Source organism: Micromonospora sp. WMMD1102 (assembly GCF_029626265.1).
Lineage (GTDB): Bacteria > Actinomycetota > Actinomycetes > Mycobacteriales > Micromonosporaceae > Plantactinospora.
On record NZ_JARUBN010000001.1, the window covers coordinates 4,986,984 to 5,002,894 of the forward strand.

Here is a 15,911-nt window from a genome sequence, read left to right on the forward strand (position 1 = left end):
TGGCGGGACTCCCATGATCGCCGGGCAGGGCTGCGATCCGGCCGCTATCGCAGAGGTGATCGTCACCCGGGCCGACGGCGGCCAGTGGCGCGCTTCCGGCTACCGGGTGACGACGACCGCACTGCTGACCGCCGCGCATGCCGTCGCGGACGCGCAACGGATCGTCCTCCGGTTCGACGCCGGCCAGGAGAGTCAGTGGACTGTCGACGCCGAGCCGGGTTGGTGCGATCCGGAGTCGGACATCGCGCTGCTCCGCTTCACCCCACCCGAGCAGGCCCCCGACACGGCGACGGTCAGCTACGGCGGGTTCGCCCGGGACGCCAGCGCCGTCGTCGACGTACACACGGCCGGGTTCCCGCTCTGGAAGCGTCGGACCGGTCCGTCCGGTAGCCGTTACCGCGACCTGCACGACGCGTCCGGCCGGTTGGCGGTGCTCTCCAACCGGCGGGACGGCACCGCGGAGATCACCGTCGCGCCGCCCGCCGAGCCGGCCGACCGCACGACCTCACCCTGGCAGGGCATGTCCGGAGCCGCTGTCTGGGCCGGCAACCACCTGGTCGGCGTCGTGGTGGAGCACCACCTGCCAGAGGGCGCGGGCCGGCTCACCGCGACCCGCCTCGACAGGTGCCTCGGTCGCGCCGACGACACCCGACGGGACGAACTCTGCCGGCTGCTCGGCCTCGCCGGCCCGCTCGACCTGGCCGACGTCACACCGGCACCGGCGGGCTGGCGTACCCGGTCCGGCTATCTGGAACAGGTCCGGGACATCGCACCGGTGGCCGGGCTCTACGAGCGGACGGCGGAACTCGCGGAACTCGCGGCGTTCTGTGCCGGCGACGAGGCGTACGTGCACTGGCAGGCGGGGCCGTGGGCGGGCAAGACGGCCCTGATGTCCACCTTCGTGCTCGACCCGCCGGCCGGGGTGGACGTCGTCTCCTTCTTCGTCACCGCACGCCTCGCCGCCCAGTCGGACAGCTCCGCCTTCGTCGACGCGATCCTCGACCAGTTGTCCGCCCTGCTGGGCGAGGCCCTGCCGGCCGCGATGACGACGCTGCGCGCCCGGGACGCGCACCGCCGGGCGCTGCTGCGGGAGGCCGCCGCCCGGTGCGCGGCGGCGGGCCGGCGGCTGGTACTCGTGATCGACGGGCTGGACGAGGACCGGGGCAGCGTACCCGGATCGGGGCTGGCCAGCATCGCCTCGCTGCTGCCGAAGTTCGTCGAGGACGGGCTGCGGGTGGTCGTCTCCAGCCGGCCCAGCCCGGAGATTCCCTCGGACGTACCGGCCGACCATCCGCTGCGGTCCTGCGCCCGGCGGATGCTGGAGGTGTCGCCGTACGCCACCGAGACGGCCCGGCTCGCCCAGCGCGAACTCGACGAGCTGCTCAACGGCGGGCAGACCCATCGCGACGTCATCGGGCTGGTCGCCGCCAGCGGGGGCGGGCTGAGCCTGCCCGAGCTGGAGGAGTTGTGCGACCAGCCCCGGTACGTCATCGAGGGCATGCTCAGCGGCGTCTTCGGCCGGACGATCGCGGCACGCCTGGACCACAGCACGCTGGAGCCGAAGCGGGCCTTCCTGTTCGCGCACGAGACACTCCGGGTCAAGGCGCTGGACCGGATCGGTCCGCAGCGGCTCGGCGGGTACCGCGACCGGATCCACCGGTGGGCGGAGAGCTACCAGGCCCTGGGTTGGCCGCCGGACACGCCGCCCTACCTGTTGCGCGGTTATCCGCGGCTGGTGCACGAGACGGCCGACTGCCCCCGGCTGCTCGCGCTCGCCGTCGACCCGGCCCGGCACGACCGGATGCTCGACCTGACCGGTGGCGACGCCGCCGCGCTCGCCGAGATCAAGACCGCCCAGGACCTGACCCTGGCGCAGCCCCGGCTCGACCTGACCGCGATGGCACGGCTGGCCATGCGCCGCGAGGACCTGCTCGCACGCAACGCCGACATCCCCGTCGGGCTGCCCGCGCTCTGGGCCGCCCTGGGTCAGCCGGCCCGCGCCGAGGCGCTGGCGTACGGCATCGACCAGGCGTACCGGCAGGTCGAAGCGCTGACGGAGCTGGCGGTGACGCTGGCCGGTCAGGGTGACCGGGACCGCGCCGCCGCCCTCGTCGACGCCGTGCAGACGGTCGCCGAGACGATCGCCGACCCGCGTCAGCAGGAGCTGGCGAGCGCCTGCGCCGCCCGGGCCTGCGCGGCGATCGGTGACGCGAGCCGGGCGGCGGCGGCGCTGCGGACGATCACCGATCCCGAGCTTCGCGCCGGCACCGCCGTCGAACTGGCCATCATCTGGTACGCACACGGCCGGCCGGCGGAGGCGGACGCCTGCACCGACGCCGCGCACGCCGCCACCGGGCAGATCACCTCCGACGACCCTCGGGCGCTGATGCTGTGCCGGCTGGCCCGTGCCGGGGCGCACGGCGACCGGGCCGGGGCGGCGACCGCGATCGACCGGGCCGGCATCGCGGCTGGACGGATCGCCGACCCCGATCTCCGGGTGCAGGCCCTGGCCCAGCTGGGGCGCGCGGCGGCGCTGACCGGCGACCGGCACCGGGCCCGGGCACTCGTCGTCGAGGCCGAGACGGCGGCTCGCAGCAGCGTGCCGTCGTCGCCGAGGTTGACCGAGATGGCGGTCGAGGCGGCCGGCACGGACTACGCCTGGACCGAGGCGATCCTGGAGAGCCTCACCGACCCCGCCGAACAGGTGCGGGCCCGGCTGGTGGTGTCCCGCGCCGTGTCGGCCACGCACCCGAGCCGGGCCAGGGAGTTGCTGGAGCGTGCCGGCGGGATCGCGGAGCGCCGTCCCTGGCTCGTCCCGTGGGAGGTACTCGGCGATCTGGCCCTCGCCCTGGCCTCGGTCGGGCAGCGCGGTCGGGCCGAGCTGGTGGCGAACGCGATCGACGGCGACAGCTGGCGGAGCATGACGTTCGCCCGGCTCAGCCTCGGGTTCGCCGCCCGGGGCGACTACGCCGCCGCCGAGGAGATCGCCGACCGGGTCGGCGAACCGAGGCGCCGGGCGGTGACGCTCGCCCAACTGGCCATGGCCGCCGCCCGGGCCGGCGACCGGGCCTGGTCGGAGACGCTCGCGGACCGGGCGGAGGCGACGGTACGCGCGACGGCCGACACCCGTACCCGGGAGTTCGTCTTCGCGGACCTGGAGCGGGCACGCCGGCTCGTCGAGGCCGGCGGCGGGACCGGGACGCCGGCCGGAGACCGGCCGGCGGCGTCGACACAGCCACCGCCGGCGGGTACGCAGGCGCCGGTGGCCGTCCCAGGCATCCTGCCGGAAAGCCCGGTGGCACTGGTCCGGGCGGCGGCGGAGGCCGGTGACCTCGACCGGACCACGGCACTCGCGGAGCGGATAGCCGATCCCGTCGGCCGTTCGTCGGCACTTGCCGAGGTGGCCCGGGCGCAGGTCGTCGCAGGCAACCACGCCGACGTGTGGCAGAGCATCGACGCGGCGCTCGTCCTCGCAAGGCGGGAACGGGACGTGGCGGCGCAGGCCGCGATGGTGGCCCGGCTGGCCCGGGTGGCGGCCGGGACCGGCGACCACCGCCGGGCACTCGGGATCGCCCGGGAGTCCTACTTCGAGCTGCGGCAGACGCCGATGCTGGACGACCTGGCCGGGGCGATGATCGCCGTCGGGGAGACGGCTCGGGCGGAGACGCTCAGCTGGTGCGTCGACGATCCGGGCCGACGCGCGGCGATCCTCGCGGAGCTGGCCGGCGCGGTGACGGCGACCCACGGGGCCGGACACGGGGCCGAGCTTTTCGCGAGCGCGGAGCGGATCGCGGGCGGCATAAGGGACCGCCGGGAGCGGGCCGGCAGGTTGACCGAGGTGGCCCTGACGTTGGTCGACACCGGGGAGCACGACCGGGCGAGCCGGCTGGCCAACGCCGCGGAAGAGTCGGCCCGCAACCTCTACGACCCACACCGGCAGGCGGTCACCCTGCTCGACCTCGCCGACGCCCTCACCGGAGCGGGGCAGCTCGACACCGCGTTGGCGCTCGTCGGGACCGCCGAGGCGGTGAGCCGGGGGCCCACCGACCTGCAGTCGCAGTCGATGCTGCTGTCCAGGATCGCTCTCGCCCTGGCCCGGGCGGGCAGGGCCGACGCCGCCGTCTCGGCGGCGCGACAGGTCGCCGACCCGGTGCGGCAGCCACAGGTGATCGCGGAGGTGGTCGCGGTGCTCGCCCGCGGCGCGGACCACGAGCTGGCGGAGGATCTCGCCCGGACGATCCGCGACGACGCGTCGCGGCACCAGGCCCTGCACGACCTCGCGCTGGGCGTCGCGGACCATGCTCCCGAGCGCGCGGAGCGGATCGCCGACGAGATCGGCGCGCCGGGCCTGCGGTTGCGGGCCCTGGCCGGTCTGGCCTCGGCAGCTCTCGACCGGCGGGACAGGCCGCGGGCCGATGCGCTCTTCGCCAAGGCGGACCGGCTGATCGACACTGCCGGGTCGGGCGAGTTCGAGTGGGTGGACCGGGCCCAGCTCGCGAAGGCGTTGGTCGCCGCGGACGAGTTGGAGCGGGCCGCGAAGGTCGCGTCCGGCATCCGCGACGAGCACTGGCAGGCGATCGTGCTGGCCCGGCTCGCCCTCCGACAGGTGGTGCTCGGCGACGACGAACGGGCCCAGGAGACCGTGGCCGGCATCACCGACCCGACCCGGCGGGCAACCGCGCTGCTCCGGGTGGCTCGGACGGCCGCCCAACAGGGTCGGACCGAGTGGGCCGGCCGACTGGTCCGGAGCGCGGAGGCGATGTGCCCGGACCACGTGGGCGCGAACCTCCGGTCGATGTACCTCGGCGAGCTGGCCCGGGCGCTGCACGCCGTCGACGAACCCACCGAGGCGACCAAGATCCAGGCCCATGCGGAGGCGCTGGCCCACGGCATCACCGATCGGGGGCAACGCGCGTGGGCCCTCACCGACCTGGCCAGGGCGGCGCTGGCCCGGTCCGGATCCGATCCGCACGCCGGGCAGACCGGACGGCGGCTGCTCGCGCTCGCCCTCAGCGTGGGTAGCTGGGCCGCACCGCTGCGGGTCCTGGTCGAGACCGATCCGACCGCCCTGCTCGCGATCGCCGAGCTGGCCACGAAGGTGGCGTCGAGGTACCTTCCGTCGGGCGGGACCGGGGCGGGTTAGCTGCCGGCAGCGGTCTCCCGGAGCACCGCGCAGCCGCCGGCCGGCAGGGTCACCGAGTTGGCGTACTCGCCGGTGAGCAGGTCCACTCCGCAGACCGGGACGCTCTGCGGAGTGGCGGTGTGGTTGAACAGGAACAGCCAACTCGTCTCGGCGGTGGACCGGCGGACCGCCTCCACCCCGGCCGGTGCCGCCGGGCAGGTCGGTGCCGCGCCGGCCGACTGCGCCAGCCCGGCCAGCAGGTCGCGGTACGGGTCGTCGTCGAGTCGGGTGGAGAGATACCAGGCCACGCCGTCGCCGTACCGGTGCCGGGTCAGCGCCGGCTGGCCGTCGAGGAGCCCGCCGGCGTACGTGACCGCCGGGGTGGCGCCGGTGAGGCGTACCGTCTCGGCCCAGTTCCGGCCGGTGCTGCCGTCCGAGAGCGGCAGCCGGGTCGCCGGGTCGAGCGGGTGGAACTCCTCCACCCGGATGCCGAGCAGGTCGCGCAGCGCTCCCGGATAGCCGCCGACCCGGACCCTGGCGTGTTCGTCGGCGACCCCGCTGAGATAGCTGACCAGCAGGTGACCGCCGGCCGCCAGGTAGTCCCGGATCCGGGCGGTATACCGGTCGGAGAGCAGGTAGTGGGCCGGCAGCGCCAGCAGGGCGTACCCGGAGAGGTCGTCGCCGTCGACGACGAGGTCGCAGGTGTGGCCGGCCCGGAACAGCGCCCGGTGTGCGGCCGACACCTCGGCGGCGTAGTCGAGCCGTGCCGAGGGCAGCACGGTGGCCTGCATCGCCCACCACGACTCGGCGTCCCAGGCGACCGCCACCGGTGCCCGCACGGTTCCGGCGTCCACTTCGGAAAGTCTGTCGAGCACGGCGCCGAGCGAGACCGCCTCGCGGAACGCCCGGCTGTCCGGGCCGGCGTGCGGGACCAGCGCGGAGTGAAAGATCTCGGCGCCACCCCGGGAGGCCCGCCACTGGAAGAACATCGCCCCCCGGGAGCCCCGGGCGACGTGCGCCAGGCTGTGCCGGGTCATCCGGCCCGGCTCCTTGGCGTGCATCCGGCCCGGCGTGAGGATCAGGTTCGGCGCGCTCTCCATCAGCAGCCAGGCCGGCCCGCCCGGCATGTTGGGAAGGGCCCCCGCTGCTACAGAATCCGATAAGCAGGGGCCCTTCCTTGCACCGGACCGAGTGGTGGGGCGGGCCCAGCAGCGGGCCAGGTCGGCGGCGAACGCGGTCTGCTCCTCGGCGCCCGGCCCGGCCTCCGTCGGGTAGTGGTCGATCGCCACCAGGTCCACCTCGGCGGACCAGCGGGCGTGGTCGACCGGTACCCAGCCGCCGAGGACGTAGTTGGTGGTCACCGGTACGTCCGGGGTGGCGGCCCGGAGCAGGTCCCGCTGCTCGACGTACGCGGCCAGCAGCTCGTCGGAGACGAACCGGCGGAAGTCCAGCAGCTGGCTCGGGTTGCCGAGGTACCGGGTGGCCCGGGGCGGGCACAACTGTGCCCAGTCCGAGTAGTGCTGGCTCCAGAAGCTGCCGGTCCACGCCTCGTTCAGCCGGTCGAGGTCGCCGTACCGGGTGCGCAGCCAGGCCCGGAACGCGACGGCGACGTGCTCGCAGTAACAGGTGCCGCCGTACTCGTTGTGCACGTGCCAGAGTGCGAGCGCCGGATGGTCCCGGTAGCGGTCGGCGAGCACGGCGGCGATCCGGCGGGCCGCCGCCCGGTACGCCGGGGCGCTGGCGCAGTAGGTGTCCCGGCTGCCGTGGGTCAGCCGTACCCCGTCGGCGGTGACCGGCAGCGCTTCCGGGTGCCGCAGCGAGAACCACGGCGGCGGGGACGCGGTCGGGGTGGCCAGCGCCACCCGGATGCCGCCGTCGTGCAGCAGGTCGAGCACCCGGTCCAGCCAGTCGAAGTCGTACCGGCCGGGCTGCGGCTCGAGTCGGGACCAGGCGAAGACCCCGACGGTGACCAGGTTGACCCGGGCCCGGCGCATCAGCTCGACGTCGGTCGGCCAGACCTCGGCCGGCCACTGCTCGGGGTTGTAGTCGCCGCCGTAGCAGAGCCCGGTCAGCCCCTTCGGCCAGCGCACCCGCCCCCGCCTTCCCCGGCGCCACCGCTGCCGTAGCCGTAGCCGTCGACCTTTGTTCGGGCTGCCGCCAAAGTAGGCGCCGTGGATCTTCGATGTCAACGGAGCCCGCCGAGCCACGGCCGTTGACAGTTTGTTGGGTTACCAAAGAAACTAATCGGAGTACACCGCGCCGGGCCGGCACCGTCGGCAACGCGCCGGATTACGCGTTCCGGGAGCCGAGGAGACCGCATGCCGTACCGCCCGCCCCTGGTGCCGCACGAGACGTTCGTCGCCGACCCGCCCGAACTGCCGGTCCGGGCGCCGGGCGAACACGGGCTCTCCGCACTGGCCCGGGCCGAGGTGCTGGGCACGGACGGCCAGGGAGTCACCCTCAAGGCGGCCACCACCGACGGCGGCTCGCTCGCGGTGCGGATCACCGCCGCCGCCGAGGGCGTGATCCGGGTACGCCTCAGCGAGGACCCGCTGGCGAAGGGGCGGGCCAGCCGCGCCCTGCGCCTGGTGCACCCGCAACCCCACCAGGCCGGCGTGCGGGTCGACGGCGACCGGGTACGCGTCGACGCCGGCGCGGTCGTCGCCGAGCTGACCCTCGACCCGTGGCACCTGCGCTTCGTCGACCCGACCGGCGCGGAGCTGGTCAGCCAGAGCCGGGGCGAGCAGGACATCAGCGGGCGGCTGCGTACCCTCCCCTTCGGACGGTCGCTCGTCGACGGCGCGGTGGCGGCCTATCACGAGAGCTTCGTGACCCCCGGCGACGAGCGGTTCGTCGGGCTCGGCGAGAAGTTCACCCCGCTGGACAAGCGCGGCCAGCGCGCCCTGATGTGGAACTTCGACGCCTTCGGCAGCGAGTCGGACCGCTCGCACAAGAACATCCCGCTCTACCTGTCGAACCGCGGCTACGGGGTGCTCGTGGACAGCGGCATGCCTGTCGAGTTCGACATGTGCCAGTCCACGCACAGCTGCGTGCAGATCCTGGTGCCGGACGACCTGATCGACTACTACCTGATCGCCGGCCCGACCTCGGCAGAGATCCTGGACCGGTACGACCGGCTGACCAGCCGGCCGGCGCTGCCGCCGAAGTGGGCGTTCGGCGCCTGGATGTCGTCCGGCTTCTTCCGGGACAGCCAGCAGCGGGTGCTGGAACGGGCCCGGCGGATCCGGGACGGCGGCATCCCCTGCGACGTGCTGCACCTGGACTGCTACTGGCAGGTCGCCGGGGCCTGGTCGGACCTGCGCTGGGACGCCGAGCAGTTCCCGGACCCGGCCGGCATGCTGGCCACCCTGGCCGGGCAGGGCTTCCGGGTCAGCCTCTGGATGAACCCGTACGTGATGACCGGCAGCCCGCGCTACGCCGAGGCCGCCGAGGCCGGCTACTTCCTGCACCGCGCCGACGGCTCGGTCTACGTCGCCGACACCTGGCACGGCAGCCACCCGGCCGGCGGGATCGTCGACTTCACCAACCCGGCCGCGGTCGAGTGGTTCACCGGGCTGCTCCGGCCGCTGCTGGAACAGGGCGTCAGCGTCTTCAAGACCGACTTCGCCGAGGGGGTTCCGGCGGACGCGGTGGCACACAACGGGATGACCGGGGTCGAGCTGCACAACGTCTACTCGCTGCTCTTCAACGACGTGGTGGTGCGGGTGACCCGGGAGGTGGCCGGGCACTCCACGGTCTGGGCCCGGTCGTCCTACCTGGGCGGGCAGCGGCACGCGGCACAGTGGAGCGGCGACGTGAACGCGACGTACCCGGCGCTGGCCAGTACGCTGCGCGGCGGGCTGAGCCACGGGCTGTCCGGGGTGCCGTTCTGGAGCCACGACAGCGGCGGGTTCCACGGCACCCCGACGCCGGACCTCTACGTACGCTGGGCGCAGTTCGGGGCGTTCTCCCCGCTGGTCCGGTTCCACGGCACCACCAGCCGGCTGCCCTGGGACTTCCCGGCCGAGGCGGAACGGCTGGCGGTCGAGGCGCTGCGACTGCGCTACCGGCTGATGCCGTACCTCTTCTCGGCGGCGGTGACCTCGGCCCGGACCGGTACGCCGATGATGCGGGCCCTGCTGGTGGACTCCCCCGACGACCCGGCCGCCTGGACGGCGGAACTGGAGTACCGGCTCGGCCCGGACCTGCTGGTGGCGCCGATGCTCGGCCCGGACCACCGGCGGCATCTCTACCTGCCGGCCGGCGACTGGGTGGACTTCTGGACCGGCCAGCTGCACGCGGGTGGCCGGCACCTGACGGTGCACCGGCCGCTGGAGCAGATCCCGCTCTTCGTCCGCCACGGCGCGCTGATCCCGGTGCTGCCGCCGGTGGACCGGATCGCCGACGGCCCGTTCGCCGACGTCACCGTGCTGAGTTTCGGTGCCGTCGACGCCGTGACGGTGGTGCACGACGTCGACGGCCATAGCACGATCCGGGCCAGCCGGTCGGGCGACGAGTTCCGGGTCGAGGTGGACGGGCCGCTGCCGGTGAGCGCCCTCGCCCTCGCCCCGGTCGAGGGCGCCCGGCTGCCCGGTCGGCTGCTGCTCGGCGGCACCGCGACCAGCGCGGTGCCGCTCTCCGGACTACCCACCGTGCGGGGTTGAAGGCCGGGGCGGGGTGCCCAGGTGGGGGGCGCCCCGCCCTTCTTCAGGTGACCGGGCGGATCACCGCCGGGCGGGCTGGCGCAGTACCGTGAACGCCACGGCGAGGGCGGCGACGAGCAGCCCGACCGCCACCGCGAAGGCCAGCCGGAAGCCGCCGGTGAGCGCGGCCGGCTGGCTCGCGCCGGCGGCCAGCAGTTCCTCGGTACGCCCGGCGGCGAGCGTGGCGAGCACCGCGACCCCGACCGCCATGCCGAGCTGCTGGGTGGTGTTGAACAGCCCGGAGGCCACCCCGGCGTCGTCGGAGCGCGCCCCGGACATGCCGAGGCTGGTGAGCGCCGGCAGGGCGAGGCCGAAGCCGGCGGTCAGCAGCATCACCGGCAGCAGGTCGGTGAGATAGTCGGCCCGGACCGGCACCCGGGTCAGCAGTCCGAGCACCCCGACCAGCAACACCAGGCCGGCAAGCAGCACGTTCCGCTCCCCGAACCGGGCGGCGAGCCGGGCGGAGACGCCGAGCGAGACGGCACCGATGATCACCGCCGCCGGCAGCATCGCCAGCCCGGTCGCGGCGGCGCCGTAGCCGAGCACCTGCTGGAGGTAGAGCGCGACGAGCACCTGGAAGGCGAAGCAGGCCGCGACCATCAGCACCTGCACCAGGTTGGCCCCGGCGACGTTGCGGGAGCGCAGGATCCGCAGCGGGAAGAGCGGGCTGGCGGCGGTGGCCTGCCGGGCGACGAAGCCGGCCAGCAGCAGTACGGCGAGGCCGCCGTAGCCGAGCGTGGCCGGCGAGGTCCAGCCGCGCGCCCCGACGTTCACCACGGTGTGCAGTCCCAGCCCCAGTCCGGCGGTGACCAGCAGCGCGCCGAGCACGTCGGCCCCGGCCGCCCGGCCGAGTCCCCGGTCCACCGGCAGTACGGAGCGGGCGATCGCCAGCGCGGCGACTCCGATCGGCAGGTTGATGAAGAAGATCCAGTGCCAGCCGAGCAGGTCGGTGAGTATCCCGCCGAGCACCTGGCCGAGGGTCGCGCCGGCGGCGCCGGTGAAGCTGAACACGGCTATCGCCCTGCCCCGTTCGGCGGGCTCGGTGAAGAGCGTGACCAGGATGCCCAGCGCGACGGCGGTGGCCGCGGCGCTGCCGACCCCCTGGAGGAAGCGGGCGGCGATCAGCAGCTCCGGCGAGCCGGCCAGCCCGGCCAGTACGGACGCGCCGGTGAAGACGGCGGTGCCGGCCAGGAACATCCGCTTGCGGCCGAACAGGTCACCGAGCCGGCCGGCGAGCAGCAGCAGGCTGCCGAAGGCGAGCAGGTAGGCGTTCACCACCCAGCTCAGCCCGGCGGCGGAGAAGCCCAGGTCCCGCTGGATGGCCGGCATCGCGACGGTCACGATGCTGCCGTCGAGGATGGTCATCAACGTTCCCGAGGCGATCACCCCGAGCGCCACCCACCGGCGCCGGTCTCCGGCACCGCCGCCGGCCGGCTCGACCGGCGGCTGCTCCAGAGCATCGCCGGACGCCTGGCCGGCCGGTGCGGCGCGGGAGGTGACCGGTGCGGTGGTACCTGCGGACAGCTCGGATAGCTCGGACATGTCGTCCTCCCGTCGGGTGACATCGACAGGAGGACCGTAGCAGATAGTTTTGTTGCAGACTATCTGCCTAGGATCTAGCTCTCGCGCTGCCGGGCCCGGCGTACCGGCCCGGGGGTCTCGACCGGCTCGGCCAGGTGACCGGTGACCAGGGCCTCCATCACCCGCAGGAAGACCTGCCGGTCCCGCTCGCCGAGGCTGGCCAGCACCTCGGCGTGCACCCGGTCCACGATCGCCTGACTCTGCCCGGCCACCCGGGCACCCTCGGCGGTCACCGCGATCACCCGGGCCCGCCGGTCGGTACTCGACGGCCGCCGCTGCGCCAGACCGGCCGCCTCCAGCGCGTCCACCGTGACCACCATGGTGGTCTTGTCCATGTCACCGATCTCGGCGAGCTGGGCCTGGGTCCGCTCCTCGGCCACGGCGTGCACCAGGACGCAGTGCATCCGGGCGGTGAGCCCGATCTCGGCCAGCGCCGCCGCCATCCGGGTACGCAGCACGTGGCTGGTCCGGTCCAGCAGGAAGGAGACGTCCGGAACGGTACGGGTCGGCGCCATCGCGGTCATGCCGACCAGGTTACCCAGCCGATCCCGTAACGGATCATCTGTTCCCGGTCACGTCGCCCCGGCCGCTGTTCCCGGTCACGTCAATCCGGCCGCCACCCGCGGTTCAACCCTTCACCGCGCCGATGATCACGCCCTTCACGAAGTGCCGTTGCAGGAACGGGTAGACCGCGATGATCGGCGCCATCGTCACCACCACCACGGCCATCTTGATCGCCAGCGTCGGCGGCATCGACACCCCGACGGCGGTACCCGAGGTCTGCGGGGTCTGGCCGGCCAGGATGAAGCTCTGCAACACCCGCTGGCTCGGGAACTTCGTGTTGTCGTCGATGTAGAGCAGCGCGGTGAACCAGACGTTCCAGTACCCGACGGCGTAGAAGAGCCCGACCACCGCGATCACCGCCCGGGAGAGCGGCAACATGATCCGCAGCAGGATCCGGAACTCCCCCGCACCGTCCATCCGGGCACTGTCCAGCACCTCACCCGGGATGTTCTGGAAGAACGCCCGCAGCACCACCAGGTTGAAGACGCTTATCGCGGTCGGCAGGACCAGCGCCCAGAGGCTGTCCTTGAGGCCGAGACCGGTCACCACCAGATAGCTCGGCACCATCCCCGGATAGATCAGGAAGGTCACCAGGAAGTAGAGCAGCAGGAAGCGGTGCCCGACAGAGTTCGGCCGGGAGAGCCCGTACGCGGCCAGCACGGTGAGCACCAGGCTCACCGCGGTCCCCCCGACGGTCACCAGGGCGCTGACCCAGAGCGCCTGGGTGATCTGGCCGCCGGAGAAGATCGTCACGTACGCCGAGAAGTCGATCCCCCTCGGCACCACCACCAGGCCACCGGCGGCGTTGATGGTCTCCCGGGAGGAGAGGCTGGTCACCAGCACCACCCAGAGCGGGATCAGCACCGCCAGCACCACGGCGGTGAGTACCGCCCCCTTGCCGGCCTGGCCGGCCACGCTCGGCAATTCCTCCCAGGCCGGCCGGCCAGCACGGCGGCCCTGCCGGACCTGTCTGGCCACACGTTCGGTCACCGTCATGTCCGCGAGTACACCCCCCGCTCGCCGATGGCGTGGGCGAACCGGTTGGCCGCCAGGATCAGCACCAGCCCCACCGCCGCCTTGAACAGCCCGGCAGCCGCGCCGAAGCCGTAGTTGCCCGTGGTGATGCCCTGGTGGTAGACGAAGGTGTCCAGCACCTCGGCGGCCTGCCGACCGACCGCGTCCCGTTGCAGCAGGAACTGCTCGAAGCCGACCGAGAGCGCGTCGCCGAGCCGGAGGATGAGCAGCAGCACGATCACCGGCCGCAGGCCGGGCAGGGTGACGTGCCAGAGCCGGCGCCACCGGCCCGCCCCGTCCACCGCGGACGCCTCGTAGAGCTGCGGGTCGATCGTGGCCAGCGCGGCGAGGAAGACGATCGTGCCCCAGCCGACGTCCTTCCAGACGGCCTCGGCGGTGACCAGCACGATGAAGGTGTCCGGGTTGGACATGATGTCCCAGGGTTGCAGGCCCACGTCGCGCAGCTGCTGGGCGAGCAGCCCGGCCCCGCCGAGCATCTGCACGAAGAACGTGACAACCAGCACCCAACTGAAGAAGTGCGGCAGGTAGACCACGCTCTGCACGAACGCCCGCAGCCGGCTGGAGAGGATGCTGTGCAACGTGATCGCCAGCACGATCGGCAGCGGGAAGAAGAAGACCAGCTGGAACCCGGTGATCGACAGGGTGTTCCAGAACGCGTCCCAGAACGCCGGGTCGCCGAAGAGCGCCTCGAAGTTGCCGAACCCGATCCAGGTGCTGGACAGGAAGGCGTCCAGCGGGCTGTCCCCGGCGTACGGGTTGTAGTCCTGGAACGCGACCACGTTGCCCAGGGTCGGCACGTAGTGGAAGACCAGCAGCAGCAGCGCGCCCGGCGCGACCATGACCAGCAGCGGCCAGTCCCGACGCAGCCGGGCCCGCAACGGCGGCCGGCGGCCCCGGCCCGACCGCCGTCCCCGGCCCCCCCGGGGCGGGCGGGCGCCGCCGGCCGGACCGGAACCGTCGGCGCGCTCCGGTGCTGCCCGCTCCGACCCGGCCGGCTCGGCCCGGCGCTCCGGCCGGGCCGCCTCTCGGGTACTCATCGCCCGGCGTCGGCCAGGGCCTTGGCCCTGAACTCCCGGGCCTCGTCACCACCGCCGCTGCCCCGCCACTCCTGGATCACCGCGTCCAGGTCGGTGAGCGGCCGGCGCCCGCGCAGGATGTCCGTGATCTTGTCCTCGGTCGGCACCAGACCCGCCTTGTACCGGGCCGGCATCTCCAGCTTGAGCCCGTTCCACGGGTCCTTCTCCAGGAACTTCACCATCTCGTTGGAGTACGCCAGGTAGTCCCGGACGTAGGTCGGGGTCTGCGGGAAGGGCTGGATCACCGGACTGCGCCCGCTGACGAAGAAGTACTGGTTGGCGATCTCCTTGAAGCCGAGTTCGGTCTTGGCCGGCCCGGCGGCGCTCCGGGTGTGGTGCTTGCCCTCGACGCCGTACTCGCGCAGGTTGAACTCCGCCGTGCCGAACGGCGCGGAACACCAGTTGATCACCCGGAGGAGTTCCTCGACCCGCTCCTTGCCGAGCCCCTTCTTGACGAAGGTGTACGAGATCGGCTTGTCGTCGCCCCAGACCAGCGGGTCGCCGCCGCTGGCCGAGAAGACCGGCACCGGCTGGAGGTTGAAGCCCGGGGTCACCTTCTGCTGCTCGGCCTGCATCGGCTGCCACATGCCGGGCCCGTCCTGCTTGAACAGGATCTTGCCGCTCTGCAACAACTGCTTGGCGTCTTCGCCCTTGCTCGCCACCAGGTCCGGGTGGACCAGTCCGGCCTGGTAGACCTTTGCCATGAACTCGACGGCCTGTTTGAACTCCGGCGTCTCGTACTTGAACTCCGGAGTGCCGTCCGACTTGAGCCGCCAGCCGTCGTCGGTGCCGGGCACCTTGTAGAACATCTGCACCATCGAGAAGATGTCGTCGAAGGCCCAGACGCCCTTGTTCGGGTCGGTCACCTGCCTGCCGACCTCGAACAGCTCCTCCATCGTCTTCGGATAGGCCAGCCCGGCGGCGTCGAGCAGGTCCTTGCGGCCGAAGAGCGCCCACGGGAACGGTCCGTCGGTCGGGTTCGGGATGGACATCAGGCGCTCGTTCCAGAACGCCTCCCGCCAGGCCCCGGCCGGGAAGGTGGCAAGCATCGGGTACGCGTCGACCCGGTCCCCGGAGAGATAGTCGGTGAGGTCCTCGAAGAGCGCGGCCACCGCGTCGGCGAAGCGCGGCAGCTTGGCGACCTCCCACTGCGGTACGCAGAGCAGGTCCGGCACGTCTCTGGCGCCGAGCAGCGCGTTCAGCTTCTCGGCGTACTTGAGGCCGTCCTGGACGCTGAAGTTGACGTCGATGCCGAGTTCGTCGTTCACCGCCGCCAGGTACTGGCTCTGGCCCAGGCTGGGCGGCGCCGGCCCCCAGGCCGGGGTCATCCCGTTGATCCGCTGGCCGCTGCGGCCGGGCTTCTCGCCGACCGCGTCGAAGAGTTCCGCCGGGAACCGCGTGTACCCGTCGGGCACCGGGCGGGTGCCCACCATGTCCGGCTTGGGCAGACCCGGCAGGTCCTTCTGCCTCGGCAGCAGGTCTGCGAGCTTGTCGAGGTCCTGCGCGTCGCTGGTGGAGGCCGCCTCGCCGCCGCAGCCGGCGAGCAGGCCACTGCCGACGGTCGCCGCGGCTGAAAGGCCCACCAGGCTCAGGAAGTTCCGACGGTTGGTGGCGCTGCCCGGGCCGGATGGTTCCACGGGGTGCGCTCCCTTCGATATCGCCGTAACGGGCCGGTGACCCGCGCGGCGCGCGGGAGACGAACCCGTTCGGTTGCTGGGTGGGTATGGGGTAGAGTTAGTTAGTCGTTTGACTAAACAAAAGTAATCGACGGTGACCGGTGCCACAAGCACCGGAACCATGGCGCGACGGGCGGACGTGACCCGGCGCGTG

The 15,911-nt window shown here is 73.0% G+C and carries 8 protein-coding genes; 2 read left to right on the top strand and 6 right to left on the bottom strand.

What is annotated here, in order from left to right; translation table 11 throughout:
- Positions 1–13: 13 nt before the first annotated feature.
- The gene (locus O7626_RS22380) at positions 14–5,143 is read left to right on the top strand and encodes a trypsin-like peptidase domain-containing protein (RefSeq protein ID WP_278063070.1); all 5,130 of its coding nucleotides are present in this window, start codon (positions 14–16) and stop codon (positions 5,141–5,143) included.
- Here O7626_RS22380 and O7626_RS22385 read toward each other — a convergent pair.
- Positions 5,140–7,212: a beta-galactosidase gene (locus O7626_RS22385; RefSeq protein WP_278063071.1), complete on the bottom strand. Its 2,073-nt coding sequence runs from the start codon at positions 7,210–7,212 to the stop codon at positions 5,140–5,142. The two genes, O7626_RS22380 and O7626_RS22385, sit on opposite strands and share 4 nt — an antisense overlap.
- Positions 7,213–7,440: 228 nt before the next feature.
- Between O7626_RS22385 and O7626_RS22390 the strand changes: the two genes are divergently transcribed.
- Positions 7,441–9,786 (top strand): TIM-barrel domain-containing protein, encoded by a 2,346-nt coding sequence (locus tag O7626_RS22390; protein ID WP_278063072.1) that lies wholly within the window; start codon positions 7,441–7,443, stop codon positions 9,784–9,786.
- Between the two features lie 60 nt (positions 9,787–9,846).
- Here the strand turns inward: O7626_RS22390 and O7626_RS22395 are convergent, their stop codons facing one another.
- The 5 genes from O7626_RS22395 to O7626_RS22415 all read right to left on the bottom strand — a co-directional run bounded on the left by O7626_RS22395 (position 9,847) and on the right by O7626_RS22415 (position 15,718).
- Positions 9,847–11,367, bottom strand: a complete 1,521-nt coding sequence (locus tag O7626_RS22395; RefSeq protein WP_278063073.1) for a DHA2 family efflux MFS transporter permease subunit — start codon at positions 11,365–11,367, stop codon at positions 9,847–9,849.
- Between the two features lie 74 nt (positions 11,368–11,441).
- Positions 11,442–11,930, bottom strand: coding sequence for a MarR family winged helix-turn-helix transcriptional regulator (locus tag O7626_RS22400; RefSeq protein ID WP_278063074.1), 489 nt, complete (start codon positions 11,928–11,930; stop codon positions 11,442–11,444).
- Between the two features lie 103 nt (positions 11,931–12,033).
- On the bottom strand, positions 12,034–12,960 hold the full coding sequence (locus O7626_RS22405; protein ID WP_278063075.1) for a carbohydrate ABC transporter permease: 927 nt from the start codon (positions 12,958–12,960) through the stop codon (positions 12,034–12,036).
- 2 nt (positions 12,961–12,962) lie between these two features.
- Positions 12,963–14,042, bottom strand: coding sequence for an ABC transporter permease subunit (locus O7626_RS22410; RefSeq protein ID WP_278063076.1), 1,080 nt, complete (start codon positions 14,040–14,042; stop codon positions 12,963–12,965).
- A complete protein-coding gene (locus tag O7626_RS22415) occupies positions 14,039–15,718 on the bottom strand; it encodes an extracellular solute-binding protein (protein WP_278063077.1) in 1,680 nt (559 codons plus the stop codon). Before O7626_RS22415 ends, O7626_RS22410 begins: the two co-directional genes overlap by 4 nt.
- Positions 15,719–15,911: the final 193 nt, after the last annotated feature.